The following is a 16,915-nucleotide window of genomic DNA, read 5'->3' as shown; positions in this document are numbered from 1 at the left end:
ACACGCGAGGGCGGCTCCGACCCGACGGTGTCTTCGGGAAGACACCACCAATGACCTAGTCCTGGCCCGACGCATACTCGCCTCGGATGTGGGCAGTGATTGCGGTATCGTTCGAGCTCGGCCTGCTTGGCCTCGGTGGGGATTTCGGTCGAGCGTTCGGCCCATGAATGAGGAGATTTGCGATGCCGTACGCGGTTGTCGGGCTGATTACGTTGGCACTGTGGGTGTACTGCCTGATCGACATCATCACCGCTCCCGAGGCCGGAATCCGGCATCTGCCCAAGATCGGGTGGCTGGTGGTCGTGGTCTTGGTGCCGACGGTCGGGGCCCTGCTGTGGCTGTTCATCGGGCGGCCGCCGAACGAGTCGCCCAGGATGCGGTCGAACAGCCGGTACTCCGAGTACGACCGCCCGGGTCGCTACGTAGCGCAGGATCCGGCGGCCGACGAAGAATTCCTGCGCGGCCTGCGCCAGCGAGCCGAACAGCAGCGCGCCGAGGCCAAGCGCCAAGAGCAGGCGCGGCAGCAGGGTGGCGGCGAACAGTAACGACTTCGCGTTGACGCCGTCCCGCAGCGAGGTATCGCGACGCCACGCCGGCTCGGACCGCATCGCGTGAGCGAGGATTGGTGTCATCCAATCGAAGTCGTGCGGCGCGTAAGCACTGCTGTGGACCACACGTATTCCAGCTGCGTGCGCAGTCGGTGGATTGGGCTGACGATCTTCACGATCAACTGATGTCGGCTGTCGATCAGAATCACGCCGGGCAGGGTTGGCTGCACGGCGATCCGAGTGCCGGGGGACCAGGCGAGCGCGTCGAGGATGGTTCTTTCGGTCGGGCGTCCGGCGGGGGTGAGAAGGGCCGAGCCGCAGACGATGTGGACTCGGCTCTGCGGTGTCGGGGCATCGCTTCGAGCCGTCCGCCGCGGGCTGGCGACATGGTCCGATCACCAGTGGCGGCAAGCCATAGAGGGCCGTATTCGTCTCGTAGGACGAGAAAGTGTGTCCGAAGGGGGACTTGAACCCCCACGCCCGTTAAAGGGCACTAGCACCTCAAGCTAGCGCGTCTGCCATTCCGCCACCCGGACAGGTGTTGTATTCAGTTGGGGCGCAGGTGGGTACAAGATCAACCGCGCCTGGGGAACTATAGACAATGAAGGTGGGTGGGCGCCAATCGCCTCCGGTTCAGGCGGGTAGGTGGACTCGTTCCGCGCCGATGCGGTCGATGCGGGCGCGGCCCCAGGCGCCGAGGGGTTCCAGGGCCGCGTTGAGTGCCGAGCCCAGTTCGGTGAGTTCGTACTCGACGCGCGGCGGGATCTCGGGGAAGACCTCGCGGCGGACGATGCCGTCCTCTTCGAGTTCGCGCAGATGCTGGATGAGCATCTTTTCCGAGACGCCGGGCAGGCCGCGGCGCAGCTCGCCGAAGCGGCGCACTCCGTTCTCCTGCAGCTCCCAGAGGATCAGGACCTTCCATTTGCCGCCGAGCACGTCCATGGCCGCGTCGATGCCGCAGAAGTATGGCCCGTGTCTCTTCGCGGTCATCGCTATCCCTTCGCTACCTGGTCACACACTCGGCGGTAAGTACCGGACTAAATAGTAGGTACTTGTCCGATCAACGGCCTTGCAGCACGGTTGGTTCCAGTGCGCTGAACCACCAACCATCCCTGCTTCAGAGGAGTTGACCCGCAATGGCGGAGCACACCACAGTCACAGTTCTCGGTCTCGGCGCTATGGGCCAGGCGCTGGCCGCGGCGTTCCTGAAGGGCGGCCATCCGACGACGGTCTGGAATCGTTCGCCGGGTAAAGATGCCGAGTTGGTCGCGGCCGGAGCCACCGGGGCCGCGTCGATCGCCACCGCGGTCGCGGCCGGTGAGGTGGTCGTCGCGGTGCTGCTCGACCACGCCTCGGTGCACAGCGTCCTGGACCCGGTCGTCGAGCACTTGCGGGGTCGTCAGCTGATCAACCTCACCAGCACCGCGCCCGAGGATTCCCGGGAACTCGCGCGCTGGGCGGCCGAGCACGGCATCGACTATCTCGACGGCGGCATCATGGCGGTGCCGCCGATGATCGGGCAGCCGGGTTCGTCGCTGCTGTACAGCGGGTCGCGGGAGGTGTTCGACCGTAGTCGCGAGATGCTCGAATTGCTCGGCACGGCAGAGTATTTCGGCGACGATCCCGGTCTGGCCGCGCTGTACGACTTCGCGTTGCTGGCGAACATGTACACGATGTTCACCGGCTTCCTGCACGCCGCGGCGATGGTCGCGTCCGCCGGCCAGTCGGTGGAGGCGTTCGCGCACCGGGCGGCCGGCTGGGTCAGCGCGATGACGCAGAGCCTGCCCGAATTCGGACGCATCATCGAATCCGGCGATTACGCGGCCGAGGTGCAGCACCTCGCCTTCCAGAAGGCCGCACTCGACGCCATCGTGCGGGCGAGCGCGGATGCCGGGGTGGCTCTCGATGTCGTGGCGCCGATCAAGAGCCTAATCGACCGTCAGGTCGCCGCCGGGCACGGCGCCTTGGCCTTCGAACGGACCTTCGAAGAACTGCGCTGAGGATCACACGGGAGCCGGGGGAGTGATCCGGCTCCCGCGGCCCGCGCGGTATCTGCCGAACTATTGCGCTGACCTGCTCGAATTCGTAACTTCGACACCCCCCGGTCGGGCGATTTGGTCCCAGCGGACACATCCGTTAACCTTGCTGAGCACACCGGTCCGGGTGGCGGAATGGCAGACGCGCTAGCTTGAGGTGCTAGTGCCCTTTAACGGGCGTGGGGGTTCAAGTCCCCCTCCGGACACAACTATTACGCACATGGGCGATTGTGGCTGAACTTCAGCCACAATCGCTCTTTTTGCGTGGTCGTAGGTCAGCTTCAGGCCGAACTGTATACGGCGGTGTTCGCCGGCAGTGGTGACGGTAAGACCCTCGGTAATTTCTGGTTGCCGAGTTCGGCCAGTTCGTTCGCGGTGGCAGGGCGTTTGACGCGCCACGGATTCTGGCTCGGGTCTTCCTGCCATTTCCCTGGGCAGTGCTGTGGCTCGACCCACCAGGCGTTGCTGTAGACCTTGCCGTCGAAGATCACCTCGATCTCGTCGCCGCCGGTCTGGCCGGTCCATGCTTCCAGCGCCATGACATACCTCATCTCGTTGTTGGCGATCCATGAAGTAACGCCCTCAAATCATGACCGCTGTGGCGTGGCGAGGGTCGAAAACTTCAGCAGTCCGGACAAACTCGAAGTACTCGATACCGGCACAGCAACGCCCGCTCATGCCGCTTACAAGGCTGTTCGGACCGGCCGGGCTGCGGCCGGCCGAACGCGCCATCATGCCGAATGGCGTGCGTTACCGACTGTGCGGCACAGGCAAGGTCATTCAGGAATTCCGGTGAGGGCATCGAGTCGCTGCTTACGTCTTCCGCTGACGTCCACCAGGGCCATCGCTTGCGCGATTCGTTCCCTGACCTCATCGCGCTGCAACGATGCGGTGTGATCTGACTCGGACTCCCAGATCTCAGTTACCCACACGCCCTCGTCGTCTGTTTCGTCGATCGCTATGACGTAGAGACGGCAGCCAGGTATCGGCGCTGCGGTCTCGCCGTCAGTAAGGATCTTCAACAACTGATCGCGTTTGCCCGGCTTGGCGCCGAGACGGCCGTGGAGCATGAACATGGGGTCACCGTAGTTGTCGCCGATGGACGTGGTGGAAGCGTCCGGGCTGGCCGTCGTCGACCGTCGGTCCTAGGAAGATCGATGGGCGAGGACTTCTTGCGGTGGCCGAACGCACTGCCATGCCGATGAGCGTGAGCTTCGCGGCGGTTATGTATCACCACGCCAGCGGATTCCGATTCATGTTGCGTGTGTGATCAGATCGACGTCAGCCCATTGCCGCCGATATCGGTGATGGAGCAACCGGACGCCGAGGTGGTGGGTACACCGGAGTGCGTCGCACTGATGAAGGCTCTCGTTCGTCGGCGCGCTCGGATGCATGGCTGGCTGGTGGGCTCGACGTATTCGGTCTTGATCGTCGTGATGGCCGCGATGTGGGTGGCGCGGCACCACGATATCGCGATCGTGGTGGCCGTCGCGGCCGCTTCCTCAATGCTTCTGCGGCAGCTGGGAAAGGGACCGTTGGCTCGGTCGCACGTAGCCGTGATTCCGCCCGAGGAACAGACACTGCGCATCCGCTTCGGCCAGGAAGCCTTCGAACTGCAAGACGCCAACTACCGAGCTCGCTTCCAGTACGGGCGCTTCCGAGCGATAACAGTGGAGCCGACTTCGGTCACACTCCGCATGATTGATACCGACATCGCATTTCCGCGGCAATTGTTCCCGGACACCGTGATCGACTGTGTTCGCGGTCGAATCTCAGGACGCGAAGATGTCGCCACTCTGCCCCAGCTACCCCCGCTGCCGTTGCTGGATCAGCCGACTGCCACGGTTACCGCGGGATCCCACACCGCCGTACAGCTGGCCTGGGCGGTCACCTGGCGAAGGGCCCGGCAGTTGACTCAGGCCAATGCCGCCGTTGCCGCGATACTCATGCTGGTCGCCGTTGTGATCGCGGGCAAGCAAGGGCTGTTCGCCGGCGCCGTCGGTGCGGGCATGATGATCCTTATCGCACTGGCCGCCCGCTCGACGACGGCGGCGGTCGGCTTCGTTCGACTACGACGAAGATTCGCAAACTCCGCCGCCGACGGCGGGGTGTTCGCCACCCGCTTCGGCTCCGATGCGGTCGAGGTGCGAACCCCCGAGTTCTACGGCCATGTGCGCTACGACAGAGTTACCAAGCTGTCTATCTCTCGCCACGCGATAGTCATGAACCACGATGGACGCGCTACGGTCACTCCGCGGGAATTGTTCCCCGACTGCGCGATAGCCCACATGCGTGCCGCCAACCCGCAGCTGCTGTGATCGGCCGATCACAGCGCCACGACGATGGCGTCGACGTTGCCCGAGGAAGTGCGTGCCGTATTGCTGCAGTGCGCTGTGGACGTGTCGGCACCCTGCCTTCGGCCGTGCATGCACGCATGATGAACTCAAGGAAGCTGGAAGGGCAGCTGTAAACCATCGAGGGAGGTGGCACAGCGGCAGGCCCGATGTTCGGGCAGTGCCCCGATCGCTCCCAGTACCAGCCCGCGCATCCGCTCGGTGTTCTGCGCGAAAACCCGGAATACCGTTTCCTGGTCGACACTTTCGTGGGCGTCGATGCCCGCGTCGACGTCGGTCACGAGAGCCAATGAGATGTAGCAGAGGGCGAGTTCGCGGGCGAGCACCGACTCCGGATGTCCGGTCATGTTGACCAGCGACCAGCCGGCCGCGGCGAACCATTGCGACTCCGCTCGGGTGGAAAACCGGGGGCCTTCGATGACGACCATGGTGCCGCCATCGGTCACCTCGGTGTTGGCCTCGGCGGCGCTTTTCAATACCGCCGTGCGGCCGTCCGCACAGTAGGGATCCGCGAATGGCGCGTGGACGGCACCCGAGTCATAGAACGTCTGAACACGTCCGCTGGTGCGATCCACCAACTGGTCCGGCACCACGATCGTCCCCGGCGGCAGATCGGGGCGTAGTGAACCAACCGCGCAGGGGGCGAGGACCTGGCGCACCCCGAGGGACCTCAGCGCCCAGAGGTTCGCTCGGTAGTTGATCTTGTGTGGTGGGAAGCGGTGGTCACGGCCGTGTCGTGGGATGAACGCCACCCGGCGTCCGGCGACTGTGCCGACCGCTATCTCGTCGGACGGCTCCCCGAAGGGAGTGTCGACTCGGATTTGTTCGGCATCGGTCAAAAGTTCGTAGAATCCGCTGCCGCCGATGACACCGATCTCCGCCATCGTGCTGGTTTCCTCGCTCATGATTTCCCGTTCCATTCGTCTTGGCCCCCGGGTAGCAACTGGATATCGTCCAGGGAGTTCAACGTCTGATATCCCTGGACGGTGGCGCCCCGTGGGTCGCCGGCTCGACGCACTCCGATGGTCTGCCACCCGGCCAGCGCGGCCGCGTCGAGTTCCTCTCGAACGTCACTGAGGAAGACTGTGGCGTTCGGCGGCACCTGGATCGTCCGCGTGATTGCCCGATAGGATTCGGCCTCCCGCTTGCTACCCGCGACCGCCAGATCGAAGTATCCATTCAGCAGTGCGGTCAGATCGCCGAAGTTGCTGTGGGCGAACCAGTTCCGTTGCGCGGCCCGCGTCCCCGACGAGTAGATATAACAGGCGATTCCCAGCTGCCGCCACCGGTCCAGCACGGCCGGCACCTCGGGATAGACGTGCCCCTCGAGGAGGCCGGACGCATAGCCCTCGGCCCAGATCATCGCCTGCACAGACTTCAGCGGCTGGGCCTTGACGTCGCCGTCCGACCACTTGACCAGCGCGGACACTACTTCGGCCTCGTCGAGGCCGGGGTCGCCGGTGAGCGCTCGTACTTCGGCCAGCAGTGTCGCGTGGTGGCCGGTGCCCCGGCGCTGGGCGAACCAATCGGCTAGGCGCGCCCGCGCATAGGGATACAGCACACCGTGCACATGGTCGATGGAGCCGACGGTGCCCTCGACATCGAGGACTACCGCCGCAACCGGTCGCAGCCCGGCGGCCACGCTACGCACTGATGCCCGCCGGTAGGTCGTCCAACCGTGGGAAACGCTGTGCGATATCGCTACCGGTGAAATCCCCGATCCAGCCGTCTTCCTGTTCGAAGAAGCGCACCGCGCAAAAATCTGGGCGCGGTCCCATATCGAACCAGTGCGTTGTTCCCGCCGGCACCGAGATCAGGTCGCCGGCCTCGCACACCACGGCGTAGACCCGCTGGTTCACATGGAGGTAGAAGCAACCGGCTCCGCGCGCGAAGAACCGGACTTCGTTCTCGCCGTGCCGGTGCTCCTCGAGGAACGTGTCGCGAGCCTTGGCCGCTTGTTCGCGCCACGCCGGGGTGTCTTCGGGATGGAACTGGACGACATCGACCAGCCGCAGGTTTTCCTGGGCGCACAGCTCGTCCACTGCCGAACGGTAATGTGCGAGAACCTCTTCCGCCGAGGCGCCGGGCCGGACAGTGTCGTTCGCGGGCCAGCGGCGCAACTGCACTGCGCATTCCCGCAGGGCGTCGGCGATCTGCGTCTCATCCCGGGTGCGAAGCAGTACGCGATCCGGTGCGTTCTCGGGCATAACCTGTAGAAATGTCACTGTTGGACCTTCTCTCCATAGCCATTGATCGTCAGCAGGTGACAGATTGACTCCAGGCATTCCAACCGGTTGCGAGCCTGGGCCAGGTCCTCGCCCCATGCGGTGATGCCGTGGTCGGCAAGGAGCAGGGCGGGCGGTGCGCCGGAGACATGTTCGTAGTACTCGGCCACGTCTACCGCGATGCGGGAGACTTCGGACCAATTGGGGAACACCGGCAGGGCGACGGCCGCGGGGTCGGGGACACCCAGGCCTTTGAGAAGTTCGAACCGTTCCATGCGCACCACTGTTGTTTCGGCGCGGCGACCGGCGCGGTAGGCGACAGCGGTGGCATAGGGAGAGTGCACATGGATGATCGCTTGCGCGTCGGTCGTGCGATAGACAGCGGCATGGATCGAGGTCTCTGCGGACGCGCGCACGGTCGTGTGTTCTGCGATCTGGCCCGTGTCCGCATGGATCACCACCATGTCGCGGCTCGTCAGCTCGCCTTTGTCCCGGCCGCTCGCCGTGATGAGCGCGCGGTCCGTCCCGGGTAGTCGTGCCGAGATGTTCCCGGATGTCCCGGGCATCCAGCCGCGTTCGTACATGCGCATGGAGAACAGCGACAGCGTCTCAGCCAACGGATCGAGGTTCATGCCGGAACCTCGCACAGGGTCAACAGCGGGTAATCGGCCAGGCGTTCCGGAGCGCCCAGCCCCGTCAGCGCCACCAGCGCGACCAGACCCGCCACCTGCGCGCCGGCGAGGGTGACGAGCTGGGCCGCGGCTTGCAGGGTGCCGCCGGTTGCCAGTACATCGTCCACACACAGCACTCGATCGCCAGGGCCGACCGCGCCCTTCTGCATCTCCAGTTGGTCGGTGCCGTACTCGAGTTCGTAGCCGGCCTGGTGCACCGGTCCCGGCAGTTTCCCGGGCTTGCGGGCGAGGGTCAGTGGAACGCGGGTGTAGGCGGCCAGAGCTGCCCCCAAGACGAACCCCCGGGATTCCACGGCCAGAATTCGGTCGAAGTTCCCGCCTACTTCGCGGGTCACGCGGCTTACCAGGCGGGCAAGCATGCCGGGCTCGGCGTAGAGTCCGGCCAGATCGCGGAAGACCACTCCCGGGGCCGGGTAGTCGGGGAATTGTTGCAGCAGGGCAGCGATTTCGGACGAGTCCGGGCCGCCACCGCGGTACCCGCGGGGGCGTGTGCATTCCTTTTCGGAGACCAGCGCCGTAATCAGTTCGGCGGGAGTGACGTCGAAGGCAGGGTTGTACGCCGAGGCGTCGGCCGGAGCGATCAACGCACCGGCGAAACCGGTTACTTCGTCGGCGGCGCGTTCCTCCACCACGATTCCGGAGCCATCGGGCAGACCTCGATCCCAGGTGGACTCGGGGGCGACAACAACGAAGGGGATGTCGTGCCGGGCGGCGGCGACAGCGAGCCCGTAGGTGCCGATCTTGTTGGCCGTATCGCCGTTGTCCGCGATACGGTCTGCTCCTACCAGCACGATGTCCACCAGGCCCCGGTCCATCGCGGCGGCCGCGGCCGAATCCACGCACAGCCGATAGGGCACCCCCGCTTGCCCAAGTTCCCACGTGGTCAGGCGTGCGCCCTGCAGCAACGGACGGGTTTCGTCCACCAGAACCTCTTCGATCCGGCCGCGGTCGGCAAGCTCCAGAATCGTGCCCAGCGCTGTCCCCACCGCGGCGGTAGCCAAGCGGCCGGTGTTGCAGTGCGTCAGCACGCGCAGCGGACGGTCCGGAGCCAGTGTCTGCACCAGGTCCGCCGCTCGTTGCGCGGCAGCCCGGTTGGCCGTCGCGTCCTCGCTCAGCATCCGCATCGCCTCCTCGAGCACGGCTTCGGGGCCGGCCGGCAGACGAGCCGCGGCGCGGCGCACTCCCCATGCGAGGTTCACGGCGGTAGGCCGGGCCGCGGCCAAACGCTCGGCATCTGCCCGCACCGCCGTCTCGTCGACGTCCTCGCCGGAGCGATGCAGATGCGCGGACAGCGCGACACCCAGCGCCCCGGCGAGCCCGAGCGCGGGGGCGCCCCGGACCGCCAGCGACCCGATGGCATCGATGAGCTCGTCGACCGTCCCCAGCCGCAAGAGGCGATACTCATGCGGGAGGGCACGCTGATCGACTGCGACGATGACGCCGTCGGCCCACATCAGCGATAGATCAGTGTGGGGCGGGGTCACCGAATTTCCTTACCTGGGGGGAAGTTGTTGTGGAACAAGAGAATCCGTTCGAGCGTCGCAGCGAGTGTGAGGACGGTGTCGTCACGGAAGCGGCGGCCGGCGATCTGGAGGCCGACGGGGAAGCCGTCCGGGGTGCGGCCGGCGGGAATGGAGATCGCCGGGCTGCCGGTGTAGTTGAAGGGGTGGGTCAGACACCAGCCGAGCACGGGATCGACCGGTTCGCCGTCGACCTGTGTGGGGCCCACGGTCCATCCGTCGGCGGCGTTGGGGATGCCGGCCACGGCCGTGGTGGGGGTGATGATGGCGTCGTACTGGTCGAAGAGCGTGGTGAGGGCGTCGAAGACCGCGGTGCGCAGGAATTGGTCGCGACGGGTCGAGGCGGTATCGAAACCTACTGCGCGGTCGGTCATTTCGCGCAGTTGCGGCGGCAGGTTATCCCAAGCGAGCGCGCGTAGGTCGAGTCCGGAGTCGGCGAAGGTTTCGATGAGGCCGATCATGGCCGAACCGGTGTAGCGCAGCCATAGGTCGGTGACCTCGGTATGGGAGGCGGGCAGGGTGAATTCGGGCTGTTCGACGATGACACCGGCGGACTCGAGGCTGCGCGCGGCGGCGTCGATGACGGTGCGGACGTCCGAGGCCACCGGGAAGCCGCCGAGAGTCGGGAGGTAGGCGACGCGCAAACCTTCGGCGGACCGGAGCAGGGCGTCCCGGAAAGAGGTCACCGGCAGGGGCACGCTTCCGGGATCGCGCGCGTCGAATCCGGCCATGGCCTCCAGCATGAGGGTGCAGTCCTCGACCGAGCGGGCCAGCGGGCCGTTGCCCATGAACGGGTTGAAGGTGAAGAAGGCGTCGGGGCGGACGACCCCCGCGAGCAGGCCGTAACTGGGTTTGAGGCCCACTACACCGCAGAGTGCGGCGGGGATGCGGACCGAGCCGCCGCCGTCGGAACCCTGGGCCAGCGCGCACATTCCGGCGGCGACGGCCGCGGCGCTGCCGCCGGAGGATCCGCCCGCGTTGTGCCCGGCTGCGAAGGGGGTGCTGGTCGGGCCGAACAAGCGGTTGTCGGTAGTGGCCTTGTGGCCGAATTCGGGAGTGTTGGTCTTGCCGAGAATGATAGCGCCGAGTCCCTCCAAGCGCGCCACGTGCGGCGCGGTTTCCTCGGGTACATAGCCCGCGAACTCCTTGACGCCGAACGTGTTCGGCACTCCGGCCAGCAGGTCGAACAAATCTTTGACGGCGATCGGGACGCCGTGCAGCGGACCACGCAGCCGGCCTCGGCGTACCTGTTGCTCGGCCACCTTCGCTGCCGCGCGGGCTTGGTCGCCGAGCACGGTGACGTAGGCGTTGAGGTCGGTGTTCACTGCTTCGATGCGGGCGAGGTAGGCGTCGGTGACCTCCACCGGCGAGAGGTGCCCGTTGCGGATCTGTTGCGCCAATGCGACGGCGGGAGCGAAGACCAAGTCGATGCTTGCCATGGTCGCAGACTATATCTCCGAAAGTGCTTGCAGGGGGGCGTGGTTCAGATGAATAACAGTCAAATAGATTGAAGCGCAACGTGTTCAGCGGCATGTATCCGCAGGTAGGACCCGTTTTCGGGCGGGCTGGTTAACATAGATGTCATACAACCGAATTTAATTCCATCGGTTGACGGACTCCCGAAGCCTCGTCTAACGTCTGCAATAGATTTCCGAACGGGCAACTTCGGCGTAGAAGTGCATACGGCGTGAAATCTTCGGTGCAACATGAGGCGAACCCGGAAAATGTCCGGAATCAGAGTCTGGATTTTTCCACGCCCAAAAGGTGGGATCCGGGCAGATTGTCGAGTGTGTCAATGATTAATTCAGCATCAATTCCTGCCGTCTCGTTCGATAATTGGATCGAGCTGATGGACGAGCGTGTCGCGAAGCAGGGGGAGCAGGTCGCCTTCGTGTTCCTCGACGACGAGGGCCGGGCGGCCGACACGCTCACCTACCGTGAACTCGACCAGCGCGTTCGAGCGCTGGCGTATCGGCTGACCTGCGAAGTAAGTGCGGGTGACCGTGCGCTGCTACTTCATCCGCCAGGACTCGACTATGTCGTGTCCTTCTATGCCTGCCTCTACGCCGGCGTGATCGGGATACCGCTGTTCCCGCCCCAGCGCTCGCGTATAGACCATATCGATGAGGTAGCCCGGGACAGCCGGGCGGGCATCGTGCTCAGCACCTCGGCTGTCCTCTCCGCTCTGGCAGAACTGAATGGCGAGACATTTGTTGAATCACTGCCTCGAATCCCGGTCGACGCTGTCGAGGCGACAACCGGCGCACCGCCGGAGATAAATCCAGCTGCCGCTGATATCGGCTATCTGCAATACACCTCGGGATCCACGTCGATGCCGAAAGGCGTCATTATCACGCACGGAATGATGCTGCAGCAGTGCGACGAATTGGGGCGCAGCTGGGGTGTCGATTCCGACAGCACAGTCGTGTCCTGGTTACCGCATTTCCACGACTTCGGGCAGGTCAGTGGCGTGTTGCTGCCGGTATACGTCGGCATCCGCGCGGTGCTGATGGCACCGGCCACCTTCGTCAAAGAACCGATCCGGTGGCTGTCCGCCGTGTCGACCTATCGCGGAACCCACAGCGGCGCACCGAATTTCGCCTTCGATCTGTGCGTGGACAAGACCACGCCGCAGCAGCGGTCGCAACTCGATTTGAGCAGCTGGCGCGTGCTCAGCAATGGCGCCGAACCGGTCCGCAAGGCCACGCTGGACCGCTTCCAGGAAACCTTCCTGCCGCACGGACTGCGACCCACCGCGGTGACGCCGGGGTACGGATTGGCCGAGGCCACTCTGAAAGTGAGCTCGGGCAGCGAATTCGCGTCCTACGTCGCGACGTGCTTCGACACCGAGTCGTTGGGCCGGGGCAAGGCAGTGCCGGGCGAAATGACCGCGTCCACGGAGTTGGTCGCCTGTGGCTTCGCCACGAGCCCGACCGAAATCGCCATCGTCGCACCGCAATCCGGCACTCGGGTGGCAGACGACGAGGTCGGCGAGATCTGGGTGAGCGGTCCCATCGTGGCACCCGGCTACTGGGGTCGCCCAGAAGACAGCGCGGCCGTCTTCCAGGCCCGGATCGCCGACGCCGGTGACGACCGCACCTATCTCCGCACCGGCGACCTCGGTTTCGTGCACGAGGGCGAGCTCTACATCTGTGGCCGAATCAAGAACCTGATGATCATCAACGGCGTCAACTACTACCTCGAGGATATCGAGGCCACGGTTATCAACTGCGATGAATCATTGCGCGCAGGCGCGGTTCTCGCGTTCTCGGTGGATCGCGAAGGGCAGGAGAGCCTGATCCTGGCCGCCGAACCTGCCGGAGATCGCGATGCGGAGCAGCTGGTCGCGGTGATCCATGACGCCGTCGCCCGTCAGCACGGCATCGCGCCGGCCGCGATTGTGCTCATCGAACCGGGCTCCGTGCCCCGCACCACCAGCGGCAAGCTCCGCCGACAGCACTGTAGGTCCGATTTCCTCGCGGGTGCGCTCAGCGAGGCCTACCGATGGGAAGCCGCCGTGTCTCTGGAAACCAGCAGTCCCGCAACCGAATCCGAAGGCGCGGGGATGCCGTCCATGCGCACACTGGTACAGCAGGGCCTGCTGTCCGCCATCCGGCAATGGATTCTCACCCTGAAGCCGGGGGAGCCGGTGGACCTGTCCCGCTCACTATCCGAGCACGGCCTCGCCTCGCTGGATCAGATGACCCTGCACGAACATCTGGAAACCTGGTCCGGCAAACGCTTTCCACCCGAATTGATGTGGGATGCGCCGTCGCTGACCGAGATGACGGATGCGATTGCCGCGCACCTGACGTCCGATCCGACAGTGGGAGCGCACTGAGATGAGAATCCGCTCCGCAGTCGCCGGGCTGCCCTCGCGCACAGTCGGCAATGCCGATATCACCTCGCTCATCACCGAGCACAGCGCCCAGAGCTTCGACGGCGACTTCGACGACGCGCTGCGCAAGGTGGAGTACTACCTGAAATACGCGGGCTCGGACTCCCGGCAGTGGCTCGACGCGGGCGAGCGCCCCATCGACCTGCTGCGCACGGCCGCGAACCAGGCCCTCGCGCAGGCCGAATTGCGGCGCGAGGACATCGATCTCTTGATCTACACCGGCATCGGCCGCGGTTTCATCGAGCCCGGCGGCGCCTATCACACCGCCGCGGCGATCGGTCTGCAGAACGCGCATTGCTTCGACATCCTGGACGCCTGCATGAGCTGGACAAGGGCGGTGCAGGTCACCGAATCGCTGTTCCGCACCGGGCAATTCCGCAACGCGCTGATCGTCAACGCCGAATTCAATCTGCGCTCCGGCGGTGTGGTGTTCCCGCAGCTGTTCAAGATTCCGCGGCTCGAAGCTCTGGAGTCGATCTTCCCGGCCTACACCCTGGGCGAGGCCGCCACCGCGACCGTGCTCACCGCCGAGGACAACGAGCCGTGGGAATTTCGTTTCGCTTCCCGGCCCGACCTCGCCCCGCTGTGCAATGTGACGCTCGAGGGCTACGAGGGGTACTGCGACCCGTCGGACAAGCTGGCCGCGAACGGTGTCGGCTACTTCACCTCCTTCGGTTTCGAAATGCACGAGCAGGGAGCCGCTGACGGGTTCGCGGTCTTCGAACAGCTCGCACCGCCGGTGGACGAGGTGAAGGCGCTGTTCACGCACGCCTCCAGCAAGCGCTACTGGCAGGGCATGGCGGACAAGGTGGGGTTGGGCTCGGCCATCCATCACGTCTTCGATCGGACCGGGAACGTAGTTTCCGCGTCGGTGCCCGCCGCCATCGCCTCGGCTCTGGAGGCGGATCTGGTGCGCCCCGGCGACCGGGCCGTCGGCTGGGTCGGAAGTGCCGGAATGTCTTTCGGCGCTTTTACTTTCGTCTTCTGACTTCGATCGGAACAGGTGAGCTTCAGTGTTCAGACATCTCGCCAAGGCGACCGCGTGCACCGCGCTGGGAGCGGCCGAATATTCGGTGGCGGCGCTGCGCCGCAAGGACGTCAGCGCCGAACAGCGGCGCGCCGACGCCATCCTCGCTTTCCTGCTGCGGATGGGACCCATCTACATCAAGATGGGCCAGATCGCCGCCACCCGATCGGATCTGCTGCCGCCGTCGTGGGTGGATACGCTGCGGGTGCTGCAGGATCAGGCCCCGCATATGTCGCCGGCCCAATCGCGCGCCGCGCTGGAGCGGGAGTTGGGCGGCCCGCTCGAAAAGACCTTCTCCGCACTCGATCTCACGCCGATCGCCAGCGCCTCGGTGGCGCAGGTGCATATCGGTGAGCTGCCGGACGGACGCAAGGTCGCGGTGAAGCTGGTAAAGGACACCGTGCCCGAGGAAATCGACCGGAGCCTCACGGCTATCGGGTCTTTGGTGAAGCTGGTCGACCGCACCACCCCGCGGGTGCGCGAACTGGGGCTGCCCGATCGTTTCTCGGAGGTGGCGCGACTGCTGCGCCCGCAGGCCGATATGACCCACGAGGCGCGTCAGCAGGAACGCATCGGGAAGAACTTCCAATCCCACCCCTATGTTCTGGTGCCGTCGGTGATTCCGGAGCTGGTCACCACGCGCATGCTGGTGATGGAATTCATGGACGGGATTCCCGGAAAAGATTCCAGCACTGTCGATTTCGATGCCGGGGGACTGGCGCGGCGGTTGCAGGATGTCATCTACACCATGCTGTACATGCACGGCCTCTGCCACGGCGACCCGCATCCGGGCAATGTCTTGTTCACCCCCGACGGCAAGCTCGTGCTGCTGGATTACGGCGTCACGGTGGAGCTGACCGAGGACGAGAAGTGGGGGCTGTCGTCGTTCTACTACGCCTGCACCCGTAAGGAATGGGATATCGCGATCGACCGGTTCACCCGGTATTTCGTGGTGGCAGACGAGAAGATCGAACGCGAACGCGCTGCCTATGACGCCGAGATGGCCGAGGTGCTGAAGTTCCACTTCGATATCAGTTCCAGCCAGTGGTCGACCATCTCCTATTTCAACGACGTGAGTGCCGTGCTGCGCAAATACAATTCGCGCTACACGACGAATTTCACCAAGGTGGAACTGGTCTTCCTGTCCTGTGAGGGGTTCGCCAGCCAGATCGATCCGAAGATCGACATCTGGGCGAATGCGCGCAAGTTCACCGACCGCTACTCGCCGTATATGAACGCCGAGGTGGAGAAGCGTTTCGCCGTGGACTTCGAGCGGCAGATGCCGGCCTCGCTGGAACTGCGCGACCGGGCTCGCAATTCACTGGTCGCGCCGACCCATATCGACCGCTACTTCTTCCCGAGCGGATTCCCGGTGTTCGTCGCCGAAGCTTCCGGCGGCCGGGTCACGGACTACGACGGCAACGACTACATCGACCTGTCCGGCGGCTACGGCCCGCACCTGCTCGGTTACTCGCATCCGGCGATCAACGCCGCCATCGCCGCTGGCACCGAGCGCGGTCTGGTCAACGGCATCGGAAATCGTGCCGAGGTCGAACTGGCCGAACTCCTGGTGGACGCGTTCCCGGCCGCGGATAAGGCACTGCTGTGCAATTCGGGCTCCGAAGCGATTCTCTTCGCGATCCGGATGTGCCGCGGTTACCGGCGGAAGAACATGGTGGCCAAATTCGAGGGCCACTATCACGGCTTCTCCGATCAGGGCATGGTGAGCTCCTGGTTCCGGTTCTCCGGCGACAAGGACCGGCCCGATCCGGTGGCGGGCTCGCTGGGCGTGGATCCCGGTGCGGTGGACAACACGCTGGTCCTGCAATACGGCGATATCCCCGGCCTGGCGCGGCTGCGTGCGCACGCGCAGGATCTCGCCTGCGTGATCCTCGAGCCGATGCCCACGTCGGTGGTGGCTCTGCACCACGACTTCTTGCGTGAATTGCGCAGAGAATGCACCGAACTCGGCATTCCGCTGATCTTCGACGAGGTGGTCTCGGGGTTCCGGGTCGCCTACGGCGGCGTGCAGGTGCTGGCCGATATCCACCCGGATCTCACCTGCCTGGGCAAGGTGATCGGCGGCGGCCTGCCGTGCGGTGCCGTGGTGGGCCGGGACCATCTCATCGAGATGGCCAAGAGCTCGCAGGATCCGTTCTTCGACTATGAGAACAAGGTTTTCGCCGGCGGCACGCTCAGCGGCAACTCGCTGACCTGCGCGGCCGGGCTGGGCGCACTGCGGCACCTGCGCGACAACCAGCAGATCTACGACACCCTGGAAGAGAACACCCAGCGGCTGGCGACCTTGCTGCGGGAAGCCACCGAATCGCGGGACGTGGCGTGCCGCATCAACGCCCGCAACTCGATCTTCTCGCTCAATTTCAGCCACCGTGAGGCCGGCCTGTACCGGGAACGCATGGCCGGCAGCAACTTCAAGGCCACCATCGCCCTGGCCTACTACATGCGTAAACACCAGGTCTATTTGCCGGAGCTGCACAGCTTCCTGATCAGCGCCGCGCACACCGTCGAGGACCTGGACCAGGTGGCGCACGCGTTCGAGAAGAGTCTCGACGAAATGCTCGCCGATCAGATGTTCGTCGTCTGAAACCCCGCAC

The 16,915-nt window shown here is 65.0% G+C and carries 15 protein-coding genes and 2 tRNA genes; 7 read left to right on the top strand and 10 right to left on the bottom strand.

Annotation, left to right across the window (positions count from 1 at the left end):
- Positions 1-182 precede the first annotated feature (182 nt).
- Positions 183-545, top strand: coding sequence for a PLD nuclease N-terminal domain-containing protein (locus AB0H76_RS20665; RefSeq protein ID WP_357326048.1), 363 nt, complete (start codon positions 183-185; stop codon positions 543-545).
- Between the two features lie 454 nt (positions 546-999).
- Here AB0H76_RS20665 and AB0H76_RS20660 read toward each other — a convergent pair.
- Positions 1,000-1,084 (bottom strand) — tRNA-Leu (locus AB0H76_RS20660).
- 97 nt (positions 1,085-1,181) lie between these two features.
- Entirely contained in the window at positions 1,182-1,538 is a 357-nt protein-coding gene (locus AB0H76_RS20655; protein WP_357326045.1) for a helix-turn-helix domain-containing protein, read from the bottom strand.
- 146 nt (positions 1,539-1,684) lie between these two features.
- Here AB0H76_RS20655 and AB0H76_RS20650 point away from each other — a divergent pair, with 146 nt between their 5' ends.
- Complete coding sequence (locus AB0H76_RS20650; protein WP_357326043.1) at positions 1,685-2,548, top strand: NAD(P)-binding domain-containing protein; 864 nt, start codon at positions 1,685-1,687, stop codon at positions 2,546-2,548.
- A gap of 157 nt (positions 2,549-2,705) precedes the next feature.
- Positions 2,706-2,790: transfer RNA gene (locus tag AB0H76_RS20645), tRNA-Leu, on the top strand.
- Positions 2,791-2,865: 75 nt separating this feature from the next.
- Here the strand turns inward: AB0H76_RS20645 and AB0H76_RS20640 are convergent.
- The gene (locus AB0H76_RS20640; protein ID WP_357326040.1) at positions 2,866-3,123 is read right to left on the bottom strand and encodes a hypothetical protein; all 258 of its coding nucleotides are present in this window, start codon (positions 3,121-3,123) and stop codon (positions 2,866-2,868) included.
- A 237-nt stretch (positions 3,124-3,360) separates the two neighbouring features.
- Positions 3,361-3,660, bottom strand: a complete 300-nt coding sequence (locus AB0H76_RS20635; protein WP_357326037.1) for an antibiotic biosynthesis monooxygenase family protein — start codon at positions 3,658-3,660, stop codon at positions 3,361-3,363.
- Between the two features lie 186 nt (positions 3,661-3,846).
- Here AB0H76_RS20635 and AB0H76_RS20630 point away from each other — a divergent pair, with 186 nt between their 5' ends.
- Positions 3,847-4,902 carry a hypothetical protein gene (locus AB0H76_RS20630; RefSeq protein WP_357326035.1) on the top strand — a complete coding sequence of 352 codons (1,056 nt, stop codon included), beginning with the start codon at positions 3,847-3,849 and terminating at the stop codon, positions 4,900-4,902.
- A 125-nt stretch (positions 4,903-5,027) separates the two neighbouring features.
- Here AB0H76_RS20630 and AB0H76_RS20625 read toward each other — a convergent pair whose 3' ends face one another.
- Genes AB0H76_RS20625 through AB0H76_RS20600 form a run of 6 tightly spaced genes read right to left on the bottom strand, consistent with a single transcriptional unit; the run spans position 5,028 to position 10,814 of the window.
- The gene (locus tag AB0H76_RS20625) at positions 5,028-5,843 is read right to left on the bottom strand and encodes an S-methyl-5'-thioadenosine phosphorylase (protein ID WP_357326032.1); all 816 of its coding nucleotides are present in this window, start codon (positions 5,841-5,843) and stop codon (positions 5,028-5,030) included.
- Positions 5,840-6,589 carry an acireductone synthase gene (gene mtnC, locus AB0H76_RS20620; RefSeq protein WP_357326029.1) on the bottom strand — a complete coding sequence of 250 codons (750 nt, stop codon included), beginning with the start codon at positions 6,587-6,589 and terminating at the stop codon, positions 5,840-5,842. Before mtnC ends, AB0H76_RS20625 begins: the two co-directional genes overlap by 4 nt.
- Complete coding sequence (locus tag AB0H76_RS20615; protein WP_357326026.1) at positions 6,582-7,163, bottom strand: cupin; 582 nt, start codon at positions 7,161-7,163, stop codon at positions 6,582-6,584. The genes mtnC and AB0H76_RS20615 overlap by 8 nt, the downstream gene beginning before the upstream one ends.
- Positions 7,160-7,795, bottom strand: a complete 636-nt coding sequence (gene mtnB, locus AB0H76_RS20610) for a methylthioribulose 1-phosphate dehydratase (RefSeq protein WP_357326024.1) — start codon at positions 7,793-7,795, stop codon at positions 7,160-7,162. Before mtnB ends, AB0H76_RS20615 begins: the two co-directional genes overlap by 4 nt.
- Complete coding sequence (gene mtnA, locus AB0H76_RS20605) at positions 7,792-9,339, bottom strand: S-methyl-5-thioribose-1-phosphate isomerase (protein ID WP_357326021.1); 1,548 nt, start codon at positions 9,337-9,339, stop codon at positions 7,792-7,794. Before mtnA ends, mtnB begins: the two co-directional genes overlap by 4 nt.
- Positions 9,336-10,814, bottom strand: coding sequence for an amidase (locus AB0H76_RS20600; RefSeq protein ID WP_357326018.1), 1,479 nt, complete (start codon positions 10,812-10,814; stop codon positions 9,336-9,338). Before AB0H76_RS20600 ends, mtnA begins: the two co-directional genes overlap by 4 nt.
- Before the next feature lie 248 nt (positions 10,815-11,062).
- On the opposite strand from AB0H76_RS20600, the gene AB0H76_RS20595 reads away from it, so the two are divergent.
- From AB0H76_RS20595 to AB0H76_RS20585, 3 genes are read left to right on the top strand one after another with little or no spacing between them, the layout of a single operon-like run.
- On the top strand, positions 11,063-13,216 hold the full coding sequence (locus AB0H76_RS20595; RefSeq protein ID WP_357326015.1) for an AMP-binding protein: 2,154 nt from the start codon (positions 11,063-11,065) through the stop codon (positions 13,214-13,216).
- Position 13,217: 1 nt separating this feature from the next.
- Positions 13,218-14,261, top strand: a complete 1,044-nt coding sequence (locus AB0H76_RS20590; RefSeq protein ID WP_357326013.1) for a 3-oxoacyl-[acyl-carrier-protein] synthase III C-terminal domain-containing protein — start codon at positions 13,218-13,220, stop codon at positions 14,259-14,261.
- A gap of 25 nt (positions 14,262-14,286) precedes the next feature.
- The gene (locus AB0H76_RS20585; RefSeq protein WP_357326010.1) at positions 14,287-16,905 is read left to right on the top strand and encodes an aminotransferase class III-fold pyridoxal phosphate-dependent enzyme; all 2,619 of its coding nucleotides are present in this window, start codon (positions 14,287-14,289) and stop codon (positions 16,903-16,905) included.
- Positions 16,906-16,915 lie beyond the last annotated feature (10 nt).

It is taken from the genome of Nocardia sp. NPDC050712, assembly GCF_040654295.1.
Classification (GTDB): domain Bacteria; phylum Actinomycetota; class Actinomycetes; order Mycobacteriales; family Mycobacteriaceae; genus Nocardia.
The sequence above is the reverse complement of the archived record's forward strand: the minus strand, read 5'-3'. Positions and strand labels throughout refer to the sequence as shown.